The organism is Devosia sp. J20-27 (genome assembly GCF_055808595.1).
Genome location: NZ_CM147875.1, coordinates 2907272 through 2920573 on the forward strand (window position 1 = coordinate 2907272; position 13302 = coordinate 2920573).

At 63.2% G+C, this 13302-nt stretch carries 14 protein-coding genes; 11 read left to right on the forward strand and 3 right to left on the reverse strand.

Going from position 1 to position 13302, the window contains the following annotated elements:
• Positions 1 to 50 precede the first annotated feature (50 nt).
• A complete protein-coding gene (gene trpE / locus AC0L4C_RS14325) occupies positions 51 to 1559 on the reverse strand; it encodes an anthranilate synthase component I (RefSeq protein ID WP_473400334.1) in 1509 nt (502 codons plus the stop codon).
• Between the two features lie 7 nt (positions 1560 to 1566).
• On the reverse strand, positions 1567 to 3444 hold the full coding sequence (locus tag AC0L4C_RS14330; protein ID WP_473400335.1) for a peptidylprolyl isomerase: 1878 nt from the start codon (positions 3442 to 3444) through the stop codon (positions 1567 to 1569).
• A gap of 224 nt (positions 3445 to 3668) precedes the next feature.
• On the opposite strand from AC0L4C_RS14330, the gene tpiA reads away from it, so the two are divergent.
• From tpiA to AC0L4C_RS14350, 4 genes are all read left to right on the forward strand, one after another.
• Positions 3669 to 4424: a triose-phosphate isomerase gene (gene tpiA / locus AC0L4C_RS14335; protein WP_473400336.1), complete on the forward strand. Its 756-nt coding sequence runs from the start codon at positions 3669 to 3671 to the stop codon at positions 4422 to 4424.
• A gap of 104 nt (positions 4425 to 4528) precedes the next feature.
• Positions 4529 to 5023: a preprotein translocase subunit SecG gene (gene secG, locus AC0L4C_RS14340; protein WP_473400338.1), complete on the forward strand. Its 495-nt coding sequence runs from the start codon at positions 4529 to 4531 to the stop codon at positions 5021 to 5023.
• A gap of 126 nt (positions 5024 to 5149) precedes the next feature.
• Positions 5150 to 6778 carry a CTP synthase gene (locus tag AC0L4C_RS14345; RefSeq protein ID WP_473400339.1) on the forward strand — a complete coding sequence of 543 codons (1629 nt, stop codon included), beginning with the start codon at positions 5150 to 5152 and terminating at the stop codon, positions 6776 to 6778.
• Positions 6778 to 7278: a GNAT family N-acetyltransferase gene (locus AC0L4C_RS14350; protein ID WP_473400341.1), complete on the forward strand. Its 501-nt coding sequence runs from the start codon at positions 6778 to 6780 to the stop codon at positions 7276 to 7278. The genes AC0L4C_RS14345 and AC0L4C_RS14350 overlap by 1 nt, the downstream gene beginning before the upstream one ends.
• Positions 7279 to 7331: 53 nt before the next feature.
• On the opposite strand, the gene AC0L4C_RS14355 is transcribed toward AC0L4C_RS14350, so the two are convergent.
• Positions 7332 to 7844, reverse strand: coding sequence for a hypothetical protein (locus tag AC0L4C_RS14355; RefSeq protein ID WP_473400342.1), 513 nt, complete (start codon positions 7842 to 7844; stop codon positions 7332 to 7334).
• 75 nt (positions 7845 to 7919) lie between these two features.
• On the opposite strand from AC0L4C_RS14355, the gene AC0L4C_RS14360 reads away from it, so the two are divergent.
• From AC0L4C_RS14360 to pdhA, 7 genes are all read left to right on the forward strand, one after another.
• Entirely contained in the window at positions 7920 to 8096 is a 177-nt protein-coding gene (locus AC0L4C_RS14360; RefSeq protein WP_473400344.1) for a DUF4169 family protein, read from the forward strand.
• A 17-nt stretch (positions 8097 to 8113) separates the two neighbouring features.
• Positions 8114 to 8593, forward strand: coding sequence for a glutathione peroxidase (locus AC0L4C_RS14365; RefSeq protein WP_473400345.1), 480 nt, complete (start codon positions 8114 to 8116; stop codon positions 8591 to 8593).
• 17 nt (positions 8594 to 8610) lie between these two features.
• Positions 8611 to 9216: a nucleotidyltransferase family protein gene (locus tag AC0L4C_RS14370; protein WP_473400346.1), complete on the forward strand. Its 606-nt coding sequence runs from the start codon at positions 8611 to 8613 to the stop codon at positions 9214 to 9216.
• 74 nt (positions 9217 to 9290) lie between these two features.
• A complete protein-coding gene (locus AC0L4C_RS14375) occupies positions 9291 to 10241 on the forward strand; it encodes an NAD-dependent epimerase/dehydratase family protein (RefSeq protein WP_473400347.1) in 951 nt (316 codons plus the stop codon).
• Between the two features lie 225 nt (positions 10242 to 10466).
• Entirely contained in the window at positions 10467 to 11348 is an 882-nt protein-coding gene (locus tag AC0L4C_RS14380) for a glycosyltransferase family 8 protein (RefSeq protein WP_473400348.1), read from the forward strand.
• A 92-nt stretch (positions 11349 to 11440) separates the two neighbouring features.
• Positions 11441 to 11836, forward strand: coding sequence for an FtsB family cell division protein (locus AC0L4C_RS14385; protein ID WP_473400349.1), 396 nt, complete (start codon positions 11441 to 11443; stop codon positions 11834 to 11836).
• 126 nt (positions 11837 to 11962) lie between these two features.
• On the forward strand, positions 11963 to 12982 hold the full coding sequence (gene pdhA / locus AC0L4C_RS14390) for a pyruvate dehydrogenase (acetyl-transferring) E1 component subunit alpha (RefSeq protein WP_473400350.1): 1020 nt from the start codon (positions 11963 to 11965) through the stop codon (positions 12980 to 12982).
• Positions 12983 to 13302: the final 320 nt, after the last annotated feature.

Genomic DNA, 13302 nt, shown 5'->3' on the forward strand with positions numbered 1-13302 from the left:
GCGCCATCGGCCCGTACGCGCATCCATCACGACATGAAACGACTTCAGGTTCACTGGCCCACCCTGGCTTCACCGGCATAACGTAGCGCTTCCTCGGCGGCGCTGAAAAGGGCGCGGGCCTTGTTTTCGCATTCGAGCTGCTCCAGCTCGGGCTTGCTGTCGGCGACGATGCCGGCGCCCGACTGCACGTAGATGCGGCCATCCGAGATGATGGCCGTGCGCAGGATGATGCAGGTATCCATGGTGCCGTCGGCGCCGAAATAGCCGACGCAGCCGCCATAGATGCCGCGCTTGGCCTTTTCCAGTTCCTCGATGATCTCCATCGCCCGCACTTTCGGCGCACCCGAGACGGTGCCGGCCGGGAACCCGGCGCTCAGGGCATCGACGAAGTCATATTTCGGGTCGAGCTCGCCGATCACGTTGGAGACGATATGCATGACGTGGGAATAGTATTCGAGGAAGAACTTGTCGGTGACTTTCACCGAACCGATCTTCGCCACGCGGCCGACATCATTGCGGCCCAGGTCGAGCAGCATCAGGTGCTCGGCCAGTTCCTTGGGATCGCTGAGCAGTTCGTCGGCCAGTTCCTTGTCGCGTGTCGGCGTCGAGCCGCGCTTGCGCGTGCCGGCGATTGGCCGGATGGTGACCTTGCCCTTTTCGACCTTGACCAGGATTTCCGGGCTGGACCCGGCGACCGAGAAGTCGCCGAAATCGAGGAAATACATGTAGGGCGACGGGTTGGTGCGGCGCAGGGCGCGGTAGAGCGCGGTCGGCGGCAGGCTGAACTCGGCCTCGAAGCGCTGGCTCAGCACGACCTGGAAGATATCGCCGGCCTTGATGTACTCCTGGGCCGCCGCCACCATGGCCATGTACTCGGCCTTGCTGGTGTTGCTCTTGACCTCGATCTTCTCGAAATCGGGCAGATCACCGGCATAGGGCAGGGTGCGCCCGAGCCGGGCGGTGGCGTCGTCAATGCGCGACTGCGCGGCCTCCCAGGCCTGGCGGGCGGTGACGCCGGCGCGCACATAGACAGGAGCGGTCAGGTAGAGCTCATCCTTGAGCGTGTCGAACACCGCAAGGACCGTGGGGCGCATCAGCACGGCATCCGGGAAGCCGAGGCCGTCGGCGCCGTTGTCGGGCAGCACTTCCATCTGCCGCACCATCTCGTAGCCGAGATAGCCGTAGATGCCGGCGGCGGTGGAGGGGAGGCCCTCGGGCACGTCGGCCTGGCTTTCGGCAACCAGCGCGCGCAGCACCTCGAGCGGCGGCTCGCTGACCGGCGTGAAGTCGTCGGGCGCGAGGCCGGCATTGCGATTGATGCTGGCCTTGCCGTTCTCGACCTTGAGGATGATGTCGGGCAGCAGGCCGATCATCGAGTAGCGGCCGCGGATGGCGCCATCCTGCACGCTCTCGAGGAGGAAGGTGTTCTGCCGCCCCTCGGCCAGCTTCATATAGGTGCCGATCGGCGTTTCCAGATCGGCGACGATCCGCCGGAAGACGATCTGGGCGCGCCCGGCCTCGTAGCTTTCGGCAAAGCGGCTAAAGGAATCGTCCGGCATCGCGGCCTCAGTTCTCTGTCGAATCGAGGGCCAGCAGCTGGCTCAGCGCTTTCTGGTTGATCTGCATGCCCATGGATTCGCGCAGGCCGCCCATGAAATCGCTGTAGAGCGTGTTCTGGCGGGTCTCGGCGATATAGCCGCCGGCATCCTGGGTGGCGGTATCCTCGCTGGTGACAATATCGACCACCTGGAAGACGACGTGATCGCCTTCGGCGTTGACCGCCGTGCCGACATAGCCCTCGCCGCCGCCAAAGGTGGCCTGGGCCACTGTCTGGTCGAGGGGTGCCGCCTCGCCGGAGCGGCTGAGCGGCTGGCTGAGAACGGGGAACTGATTGAGCCCGGCCGCCACGTCTCCAAAGGGGGTGCCGGCCTTGAGGTCGGCCATGGCCTTGTCGACCTGGGCCTGCACGGCCTCCTCGGTCTTCTGCTCGGTCCAGGCGGCGGTGACGGCGTCGCGGACTTCATCCAGCGTCTGGTCGCGGGCCGGCTCGACAGACTTCAGATCGAACCACACATTGTTGTTGGCCGAAATGACGACCGTGGGCGACAGCTTGTCGGTCTCGGCAGCAAAGATAGCCGTCGAAATCTTGCCGTAGCTTTCGGCCGGAATGGAGGGCACGGCACTCAGTTCGCTGGCGCCGTCGGTGACGGCCACCTGGGTCAGCGGCAGGTTGAAGCGCGAAGCGATCTGGTCGAGCGGCTGGAAGGCGGCACGCAGTTCCTCGATCTGGTCGAGGATGTCGGTGTACTCGTCGCGGGCCTCCTTGGCAGCAAGGCTGGCGCGGATGTCGTCGCTGACCTCTTCGAGCGGGATCTGGCCGCCGGCATCGATGGCGGTCACGGTGATGGCCCGCTGGCCGCCAATGCCCGGGACGATGGCGAAATCGCCGATCTCGAGATCAAAGGCGGCAGCGGCGAGATCGGCATCGGTGATCTCGGTCTTGGCGAGGGTGCCGACATCGGTCGGTGTCAGGCCGGCCTCGGCGACCAGGGTCGCAAAGCTCTTGCCCGAGGCCTTGCCGCTCTCGAACCAGCTCTGCTGGTTGGCGGTGGCCAGCGGCACCTGCTGGATGGTGCGCTTCTCGATCTTGACCCGCTGCTCCTTGGTGCGCTCGTATTCGGCGGCAACGTCGGCATCGGAGATCTGCTTGGTCGCCGACAGCGTCTCGATGCTCAGGTCGAGCACGTCGACGGTGCGCGTTTCCTTTGTGCGGTAGCTGGTCTGGTTGTCCTTGAGATAGGCGGCCAGTTCGTCCTCGGTCGGGGCAGCCACATCGACCATCAGGTTGCCGGCACCCAGGGTGAAATAGTCGACGGTGCGCTTGTCGGCGCCATAGCGGTTGACCAGCTCGATGGCCGCCTGCGGAACGGGGCTGCCGAGGAACAGGCCCTGCGCCACCTGCTGGCGACGCGCGGCGTCGCGCTGCAGGTTGAGATACTCTTCCTCGGTATAGCCATTGGCCTGCAGCACGCGGGAGAAGCTGGAGGGATCGAACTTGCCCAGAATGTCACTGAAGCTGGGGTCTTCGCGCAGCATCTTGGAGAGACGCGCGTCAGAGACGCCAATGCCCATGTTCTCGCCCATCTGGTTGAGCGCCGCTTCGGCGCCCAGCTGGGTCAGGACCTGCGACGGAACGCCGAGGGCGAGGGCTTCCTCATTGGTCGGCAGGCGGCCAAACTGCTGGCCATAGAGGTTCAGGCGATTGTTGTATTCGCGCTGGAAGGACCGGACGGAGATATCCTGATCGCCGACGGTGGCGACGTTGTTGCTGCCCAGATCGAGCAGGACATTGGAAATACCGAACCCGGCGAGGCCGACGATCAAGAAGGCACCAAGGATCTTGCCGACCCAGGTCCTGGCAAGGGAACGCAAACCGTCGAGCATATTTTCTCGCTTCCGAATACGAATTGCCCAGCAGCTGCCGGGGTTTCAAGGCGGCGGATACTAGACAGGGAGTTTGACCTGCTGCAAGGCAATAAGGAGCCTGCAGACGATTGCCTGCCCGGTTATGGCAAACAGGGCGCGCGCGCAAGGGCTTGGCGCGGAACCGGCAATCGGTCACAGGTGCCGGATACAGGTTTGGAACGTGGCGACTGGAGAGGTTTGACGTGGCCAACAGCTTGACTCCGCTGATTGCGGGAAACTGGAAAATGAACGGGCTGGGCGCGGCTCTCGGCGAGATCGACCGGCTGGCAAGCCTGATCACGGGCAGCGGTCGCCCGGCGTGCACCATTGCCATCTGCCCGCCGGCAACGCTGCTTGCTGCGGTGAGCGCGCGCGGCAAGGCGGCCGGTATTGTTACCGGCGGACAGGATTGCCATCCCAAGCCCGGCGGAGCGCATACGGGCGATATCAGCGCCGCCATGCTGGCCGATTCCGGCGCCAGCTATGTCATTGTCGGCCACTCTGAACGGCGCACGGATCACGGAGAAGACGATGCGCTGGTGCGGGCCAAGGCCCTGGCAGCTCTCGCTGCAGGCCTGACACCGATTATCTGCGTCGGCGAAACGCGTGCCGAACGCGAGGCGGGGCGGGCCGTGGAGGTGGTCTCAGGGCAGATCGCCGGCTCGGTACCGGACGAGGCCGCATCGCAGGCCGTCGTGGTCGCCTATGAGCCGGTATGGGCCATCGGCACCGGGCTGACACCGACGATCGAGGACGTGCGGGCGATGCATCAGAGCATCCGCGACCAGCTGGTTGAGCGCTTCGGCGCGGCCGGTTCGGGCATTCACATCCTCTATGGCGGGTCGATGAAGCCGGGGAACGCCCGCGAGCTTCTGGCGGTGGACAATGTCGATGGCGGGCTGGTTGGTGGCGCCAGCCTCTTGGCAAACGACTTTCATGCCATTATCTCCGCGGTCTAGATGGACGCCGCAGCGGCCGGGCAAAAAACCCGGGCGCGCGGCTGGCATTTGTCGGCAGGCGCGTGTAGAACGCGCGCCAAATCGAACTGGAAACTGAGACACGCATGGCCAACGTTCTGATTGTTGCCTATCTGCTGATCGTTCTGGCGCTCATCGGGGTGATCCTGCTGCAGCGTTCGGAAGGCGGTGGACTGGGCATGGGCTCGAGCTCGAACGGCCTGATGAGCGTTCGTGGTTCGGCCAACCTGCTGACCCGGACGACGGCGATCCTGGCGGCCCTGTTCTTCGCTACGGCGATCGGGCTGACGGTTCTTTCCGAGATCGACAACCGCGCCAGCGGCATTCTTGCCGGCGCCGCGGACAGTGCCGACAGCTCCATCGACGCCCCGACGACGGTGCTCGATGCGCTCAACGCCCTGAACGGCACCGATAAGTCGCTGACCGTACCGGCGGCTCCCGCCACCACCGAGACGGCGCCTGCCGTCGGTGCGGCGGACCCGGCCCTGGCGGTTCCTGCGGAAACGGCTCCGGCCGAAACCGACGCTCCTGCGGCCCCGGCGGCCACAGACACGACAACGCCAGCAGCGCCGACCAACTAAGGCGCCGCAGCAGATCAACCGGGAAGGGGATGGCAACATCCCCTTCTTCTTTTTGTGGGGGCTTAGCCGGACATGACCGGCGCGGCCCTTCCGAATCAGTTCTATGACCCCATAAGGTGAAGGCCCATGGCTCGGTACGTTTTCATCACCGGTGGCGTGGTTTCCTCATTGGGCAAAGGGCTCGCCTCCGCCGCACTCGGTGCGGTTCTGCAGGCGCGTGGCTACAAGGTCCGCCTGCGGAAACTCGACCCCTATCTCAATGTCGATCCCGGCACGATGTCGCCGACCCAGCACGGCGAGGTGTTTGTCACCGACGACGGGGCCGAGACTGATCTCGACCTGGGGCACTACGAGCGCTTCACTGGCCGCTCGGCCAACAAGCGTGACAACATCACCACCGGCCGGATCTATTCCGACATCCTCGCCAAGGAGCGCCGCGGCGACTATCTGGGCGCCACCGTGCAGGTCATTCCGCACGTTACCGACGCGATCAAAGCCTTCGTCGTCGAGGGCAACGAGGATTTCGATTTCGTGCTGGTCGAGGTCGGCGGCACGGTCGGCGATATCGAAGGCCTGCCATTCTTCGAGGCGATCCGGCAGCTCGGCAACGATCTACCGCGCCACCATGCGGTCTATGTCCACCTGACGCTGATGCCCTATATCCCGAGCGCCGGCGAGCTCAAGACCAAGCCGACGCAGCATTCGGTGCGCGAGCTGCGCTCGATCGGCATTGTGCCCGACGTGCTGCTGGTGCGCGCCGACCGGCCGATCCCGGCGGGTGAGCGCAAGAAGCTGTCGCTGTTCTGCAATGTGCGCGAAAGCGCCGTGATCCAGGGCCTCGACGTCGGCTCGATCTACGACGTGCCGCTGGCCTATCACGAGGAAGGCCTCGACCGCGAAGTGCTGGCCGCTTTCGGCATCACCGATGCGCCGGCGCCGCAGATGGACTCGTGGCGCGATGTCTCGCAGCGCTATCACAACCCGGAAGGCGAGGTGAATATCGCCATCGTGGGCAAATATACCGGCCTCAAGGATGCCTACAAATCGCTGTCGGAGGCCCTGACGCATGGTGGCATCGCCAACCGCGTGAAGGTCAATGTGAGCTGGATCGACAGCGAGATCTTCGAGAACGAGGACCCGGCGCCCTACCTCGAGAACGTGCACGGCATCCTGGTGCCCGGCGGCTTTGGCGAACGCGGCTCGGCCGGCAAGATCCAGGCGGCGCGGTTCGCGCGGCTCAAGGATGTGCCCTATTTCGGCATCTGCTTCGGCATGCAGATGGCCTGCATCGAGGCGGCGCGGAACACGGCCGGCATCAAGGCCGCCAATTCCACCGAGTTCGGGCCGACCAAGGAACCGGTCGTCGGCCTGATGACGGAGTGGACCAAGGGTAACGAACAGGTGACGCGTTCGTCCGAGACCGATCTCGGCGGCACGATGCGGCTGGGCGCCTATCCGGCCCAGCTGGCCAAGGGATCGCGGGTCGCCGACATCTACGGATCGACCCGTATTTCGGAGCGCCATCGCCACCGTTTCGAAGTGAACATGAACTACCGCAAGGTGCTCGAGGCCAATGGCCTGCTGTTCTCGGGCACGTCGCCCGACGGCAAGCTGCCCGAAATCGTCGAGCGCACCGACCATCCTTGGTTCATCGGCGTGCAGTTCCACCCCGAGCTCAAGTCCAAGCCGTTCGAGCCGCATCCGCTGTTCGCCAGCTTCGTTGCCGCGGCAATGGAGCAGAGCCGGCTGGTCTGATGGAGATCCGCACGGCGCGGCTGCTGTTGCGCCGGGCTCGGTCCGACGACCTAGCCGCGATGCATGCCGTCATGTCGTCCCCGGCGGCCATGCGCTACTGGTCGACGCTGCCGCACGCGTCGCTCGAGGTCACCGCGGCATGGTTTCCCAAGTCGCTGATGGATTTCGACAATCCCGATCAGGATGAATTCGTCATTGTGCACGATGGCCGGGTGATCGGCTATGTCGGCATCTGGAAATCGCCGGAGTTCGGCTTCATCCTGCATCCCGATGCCTGGGGGCAGGGATTTGCGACCGAGGCGGCCGGGGCATTTGTCACGCACGCTTTTTCGGCGCACGACATCGCGGCACTTACCGCCGACGTCGATCCCCGGAATGCAGGGTCGCTGGCCGTGCTCGGCAAACTGGGGTTTCGGAAATCCGGCGAGGCAAAGAACACCTTCCTGCTGGGTGACGAATGGTGTGACAGTATCTATCTGAGGCTGGAGCGACCCGCCTGAGTTCCTGGCTGCTGGAGGTGGCTCACCTTCGCCGTAGCTCGCGGACGAGTGTTTTAGTTGTTCCGAGGTGCCCAGGCGGGGGTGTCGTCAACTCGGCGATAGCCCTTTTCGCCAGCTCCGCCGCCGAACCAATGGATTGGCTGGTCAAACGGACGGACGAGGAAGCTTACGCCCATTTGCCTTGCGCCTTTGCTGCGGACCTCCGTTCTCCAATCAACAATGGTACCCTGTCGGTGGGAAGCAGCAGCTTTGGTCTTGTGCAGCGCAACGTAGCCTCGTAGCTCAATGGCAGTATCACAATGCTCCTCACTCACGGCCCAGACACCAGACCAGAAATTTCCATCTTCTAGCAATTCAACCTCGTAGTCGTCAGGGCAAACGAAGTGAAAGCCGATCACCGGGCTCTCCGAACGGCCTTGTGACCGCTTTGCTCTCCTCGATGCCTGCAACTCGGCGATCTGATGGGCTAAGGCTGATTCACCCTTGTCGGCTGCATTTCTTCGTACTTGTTCGAGTTTTGAGGGCTCTAGCGCGCTCAGTCTTTCTATCGTCCAATTAATAGCCATGGATTGGAGTTCCCCCAATGCGGTTCGATGGATAAGTCTAGTCTCAAATTCTGAAACACGAGACCCTATAGGACCATGGCTGACATCGTCTCCCTCTCCAAAGCCCGCAAGGCCAGGGCGCGTGCCGACAAGGAAAGCACGGCCGAGGCCAATCGGCAGAAGTTCGGACAGACCAAGGCCGAAAAGCAGAAGGCCGCCGCCGAGAAGGCGCTGTCCGACAAGGTCATCGATGCGCACAAGCGCGACAGCTAATATTCAAGAGTGATTTCATGAGCAGCTTCTTTGATTTCTCCGCCCGTCGCCTCGACGGGTCTGAGCAGCCCCTCGATGCCTATCGCGGCAAGGTCATCCTGCCGGTCAATACGGCCAGCAAATGCGGCTTTACGCGCCAGTATGACGGGCTGGAAAAGCTCTGGCAGGACTACAAGGATCGCGGCCTCGTGGTGCTGGGTTTCCCCTGCAACCAGTTCGGTGAGCAGGAACCGGGCAGCGCCGCCGAGATTGCCACCTTCTGCACCACCAATTTCTCCGTGACCTTCCCGATGTTCGACAAGATCGAGGTCAACGGCAAGTCAGCGCATCCGGCTTGGGCCTATCTGAAGGCAGAAGCGCCGGGTTTCCCGTGGTTTCGTGATATCGCCTGGAATTTCACCAAGTTCCTGGTCAACCGGAACGGCAAGGTCACCGGCCGCTACGCCTCCAATGTCGAGCCCGAAGCTCTGGTGCCGCATATCGAGAAACTGCTGTAGCAGGCGGGGCCCGCCCAATGAGTGATCATCTCAGGTTGGCTGGGCTTTCCTCTGCGGTGCAGCGCGCCGCCTTGCTCGACCTCGTGGCAGGCTCGCCTTTCCTGATGGACGCGCTGACACGCGCCCGCAGTCTGGCTTTGCCTGATTGCTGGCTGGTTGCGGGCGCGATCTACAATCTCGTCTGGAACCGGCTGACGGGACGGCCTGGGCTTTCCGGCATCAAGGACGCGGATCTCTTCTATTTCGATGCCAGCGACGTCAGCTACGAGGCCGAGGATCGGGTGATCCAGATGGCGCGGCCAGTGTTCTCCGGCCTGCCGGTGCCTGTCGAAATCCGCAATCAGGCGCGTGTGCACCTCTGGTTTGCTGCGCATTTCGGTACGGACTATCCACCTTTGCGGAGCAGCACCGAGGGTGTCGATCGCTTTTCGACGCGGGCGCATGCGGTCGCCCTGCGGCTCGAGCCGGACGACACGATATCGGTCTACGCGCCGTTCGGACTCGATGATCTGTTTTCGTTCCGGCTGGTTCCCAACCGGGCCATTGACAATGAGGCGACGCACCGGAGCAAAGCTGCCAAAGCCCTCTCGCTATGGCCCGAACTGACGTTTCTGCCCTGGTGACTTGTCCCTATGGCGCATTTGCCGGCCCCGGGGTTTGCCGCTAACAAGTGGCAACGCAAACGGAGGGGAATGCCATGTCGCGCGTAGTGGTTATCGGTGGCAGCGGTCATGTCGGCACCTATCTGGTGCCGCGGCTGGTCGAGGCCGGGCACGAGGTGGTCAATGTCAGCCGCGGGCAGCGGCGCGCCTATTCGCCCAATGCGGCCTGGGACCGGGTGACGACGGTGACCATTGATCGCGACGCGGCGGAGAAAGCGGGTACCTTCGGCGCCGATATTGCGGCGCTCGAGGGCGACGTCGTCATCGACATGATCTGCTTCACGCTGCCGAGCGCGCAGCATCTGGTCGAGGCGTTGCGGGGCAGGGTGCAGCACTTCCTGCATTGCGGCACCATCTGGGTCTATGGCCACAACACAGTTGTACCGGCCACGGAAGACCAGCCGCTCAACGGTTTTGGCGACTATGGGCGGCAGAAGGCCGAGATCGAGACCTATCTGCTCGACCAGGCACGTCGGACCGGTTTCCCCGCCACGGTGTTCCGGCCGGGACATATTGTCGGCCCGGGCTGGGACCCGCTGAACCCCGCCGGCCACTTCAATTCGGCCGTGTTTTCGCAGATTGCGCGCGGCGAGGAACTGGCGCTGCCCAATTTCGGACTGGAAACCGTCCACCACGTGCATGCCGACGATGTCGCGCAGATCGTCACCGGGTCGATCACGCATCGCAGCGCGGCAGTGGGTGAGGCCTTCAATGCCGTGTCCCCGGGTGCGGTGAACCTGCGCGGCTATGCCGAGGCCATGTTCCGTTGGTTCGGCCACGAGCCCCTGATCAAATACCTGCCGTTCGATGCGTGGAAAGCGCTGCAGGCGCCCGCTGATGCCGATGCGACCCGGGAGCACATTGCGCGCAGCCCCTGCCATTCGATCGACAAGGCGCGGCGGCTGATCGGCTACACGCCGCGCTATACCTCGCTCGCCGGTGTGCAGGAAGCGGTGGGCTGGCTGGTGGCCAACGGCCGGATCTAGGTTGAAGGGCCACAGGTCGCAACAGCCCTCATCCTGAGCCCGTCGAAGGACGAGGGCGTGGCACCGCTCGCCAGGTGTCCCGACTTCGTGGTTCGACAGGCTCACCATGAGGTCTTCTGGAACGCTGTTCCTGGAAATGCTGCGGGTCGGCCAAATCTCCGTCGCAGCCAGTTGGCAGGTCGCCTCCAACCCCGTAAGCAGGGGCCGTTCTGACGGGGGTGTGACATGGCGAGTGCTGTAGGGTCCGGGCCGATCCATATCGCGCTGACCTTTGACGACAAATACTGGGCTCCGGCCTACACCACCATGCGTTCGATCTGCATGGTGAGCCGGCGCGCCGGGGACATCGTCTTTCACTGCATGCATGTGGGGCTGAGCGATCGCCACAAGGCCGATCTGGCCGCCGTGACCGCCGAGTTCGGCGCCACGCTGGTCTATTATGACCTCGATGCGCTCGGCATCCTCAAGGACCGGATTTCCGGGTTGCCGCGCGTGGGCATGCACATCAACACGCCCATCGTCTATGCGCGGCTCTTTCTCACCGACATCGTTCCAAAAAACGTCGAGCGGCTGATCTTCATCGATTCCGACATGATGGTGCGGGCCGATCTTGCCGAACTCTACGATCTCGACCTGGGCGACTTCCCGTTTGCCGCTGCCTCGGACCCCTATCGCACGGGTTTCCAGACCGGGCGGGACCTCAAACCCAAGCGCTACTATTCGACCACCGACCTCTTCTTCAATGCCGGGCTGCTGGTGATCGACACGGGCAGGATGGCAGCTGTCGATTGCATCGCCAGGATCACCGAGATGCTGACGCCCGAGGAGGTCGCCGGGCTCTACTATGACCAGGACATCCTCAACATCGTCTTCCGCAACAACTGGTACGTCCTCGACAAGCTCTGGAACCTGCAGAACCCGCTGCCGGCCCACGAAGTGCTCGATCCCTATGTCGTGCACTATACCGGCATCCACAAACCCTGGCTGCTGTTCAAGAAGCCGGCGTTCAAGCGCATGTACCGCCACATGATGACCAATGCCTATTACTACCGCTATCTGCGCGAGCGGCTGGCGCGGCGGTTCGGACTGGGGTTTCTGGTGAAATAGGTGGGCGCCGGCCATCTGCAGGCGGCGATTGCAAACCGGATGTTAAGCGATCGTCAGCCATGCTGGCGGGACCTGCAATGTGAGTTGTCCGCGTGTCCACCCGCCTCAAACGTCCGGCCTTCTGGCGCCATCTGGCACTGACCCTGGCGCTCGTCGCCTTCCAGGGCTATCTCGCCTACAACGCGGTGTCGGGACAGTTCGGGGTCGAGAGCCAGAAAGTCATGCTGGGCGAGATCGATGAGCTCAAGGCGCGCTCCGGGGCGCTGGCGGCGGAAATCGAGGCAACGCGACATCGGGTACGGCTCTTCAACTCGGATCGGCTCGATCCGGACATCCTCACCGAACGGGCGCGGGCGCTGCTGTCGATGAGCCAGCCCGACGACATCATCGTCATGGTGGAAGCCAAAACAGGTAAACCCATTTCCGGTTCATATGACGAATTAGCTGCATCTAAGTTAAGCGACGAAATCGAAGTCGGAATAGACTGATAGCGGCGTTTCCTCACTAAAGAGAACGTTTGGCTCCGCGCTTGCCTTGCGTTAAACTCATTCTCGCGGCCTAATGGCCCGTGTTGCATAGCGGCATCGTCATCCACTTTCCTGGAGAACTCGCCCATGGCGCGTAAAGCGGCAGCCAAACCGGCCTCGATCCCGGCCAAATCCAACATTCCCCAGTTCAGCAAGGACGAAGAGCTGAAGGCCTATCGGGACATGCTGCTGATCCGGCGGTTCGAGGAAAAGGCCGGCCAGATGTATGGCATGGGCCTGATCGGCGGCTTCTGCCATCTCTATATCGGCCAGGAAGCCGTGGTGACCGGCATCAACATGGCCAGCAAGGAAGGCGACGCCTCGATTACCGGCTACCGGGATCACGGGCATATGCTGGTGATCGGCATGGATCCCAAGGGCGTGATGGCTGAGCTCACCGGACGCCAGGGCGGCCTGTCCAAGGGCAAGGGCGGCTCGATGCATATGTTCTCCAACGAGCACCGCTTTTATGGCGGCAACGGCATTGTCGGGGCGCAGGTGTCGCTGGGTACGGGACTGGCCTTTGCCGCCAAGTACCGGGGCGAGAAAACCGTGTCGCTGACCTATTTCGGTGACGGTGCGGCCAACCAGGGCCAGGTCTACGAGAGCTTCAACATGGCTAAGCTCTGGAACCTGCCGGTCGTCTACATCATCGAAAACAACCGTTATGCCATGGGCACGTCGGTCGAGCGCGCTTCGGCGCAGCACGACTTTTCCAAGCGCGGCCTCGGTTTCGGCATCGAAGGCGAACAGGTCGACGGCATGGACGTGCGGCTGGTTCGCGAGGCTGCGGCCCGGGCCATTGAACACGCCCGTTCGGGCAAGGGTCCCTATATCCTCGAAATGATGACCTATCGCTATCGTGGTCACTCGATGTCCGATCCGGCCAAGTACCGGTCCAAGGACGAAGTGACGACCATGCGGGCCGAGCGTGACCCGATCGAGCAGGTCAAGCAGCGCATCATCGAGCGCAAGTTCGGCACCGAGGAGAGCCTCAAGGCGATCGAGACCGAAATCCGCGCCGTGGTGACTGCCGCAGCCGATTTTGCGACATCCGATTCAGAGCCGGATGCATCCGAGCTCTGGACCGATATCTACGCGGCCTGACGCGGGCAGCATGGCTATCCTCGTGGCAGTGCTGGCACTGGTCGCAGTCGGAGCCTGGGTGACGGCGTTGTTCGCCGCCATCGGACTGTGGCGCGCCATGCCCGCGGGGCACCGGTTGAAGGGGTTCTTCGACCTGGGCTGGCTGCAGTTCGAACTCGATCCGCGAAATCGCGGGTCCGGAAGCCGACCGTTATACCAAGCGCTATGTGTGGGCGCTTGTTGTGTTCTTTGTCACTTTTGCCGCACTGTTCGCGGTGATGGTGGCGATCTTCGTGACCGGCCAGGGTGGAGGCATTCCGTGACCTCGCCTGCAGCCAATC

What these genes read in the sequence shown, in the direction of transcription:
- AC0L4C_RS14360 (WP_473400344.1), top strand. Translation starts at nt 7,920, where the DNA reads ATGGCTGACATCGTCTCCCTCTCCAAAGCCCGCAAGGCCAGGGCGCGT.
- AC0L4C_RS14345 (WP_473400339.1), top strand. Translation starts at nt 5,150, where the DNA reads ATGGCTCGGTACGTTTTCATCACCGGTGGCGTGGTTTCCTCATTGGGC.
- AC0L4C_RS14365 (WP_473400345.1), top strand. Translation starts at nt 8,114, where the DNA reads ATGAGCAGCTTCTTTGATTTCTCCGCCCGTCGCCTCGACGGGTCTGAG.
- AC0L4C_RS14380 (WP_473400348.1), top strand. Translation starts at nt 10,467, where the DNA reads ATGGCGAGTGCTGTAGGGTCCGGGCCGATCCATATCGCGCTGACCTTT.
- AC0L4C_RS14370 (WP_473400346.1), top strand. Translation starts at nt 8,611, where the DNA reads ATGAGTGATCATCTCAGGTTGGCTGGGCTTTCCTCTGCGGTGCAGCGC.
- AC0L4C_RS14375 (WP_473400347.1), top strand. Translation starts at nt 9,291, where the DNA reads ATGTCGCGCGTAGTGGTTATCGGTGGCAGCGGTCATGTCGGCACCTAT.
- AC0L4C_RS14355 (WP_473400342.1), bottom strand. Translation starts at nt 7,844, where the DNA reads ATGGCTATTAATTGGACGATAGAAAGACTGAGCGCGCTAGAGCCCTCA.
- secG (WP_473400338.1), top strand. Translation starts at nt 4,529, where the DNA reads ATGGCCAACGTTCTGATTGTTGCCTATCTGCTGATCGTTCTGGCGCTC.
- pdhA (WP_473400350.1), top strand. Translation starts at nt 11,963, where the DNA reads ATGGCGCGTAAAGCGGCAGCCAAACCGGCCTCGATCCCGGCCAAATCC.
- AC0L4C_RS14350 (WP_473400341.1), top strand. Translation starts at nt 6,778, where the DNA reads ATGGAGATCCGCACGGCGCGGCTGCTGTTGCGCCGGGCTCGGTCCGAC.
- AC0L4C_RS14330 (WP_473400335.1), bottom strand. Translation starts at nt 3,444, where the DNA reads ATGCTCGACGGTTTGCGTTCCCTTGCCAGGACCTGGGTCGGCAAGATC.
- trpE (WP_473400334.1), bottom strand. Translation starts at nt 1,559, where the DNA reads ATGCCGGACGATTCCTTTAGCCGCTTTGCCGAAAGCTACGAGGCCGGG.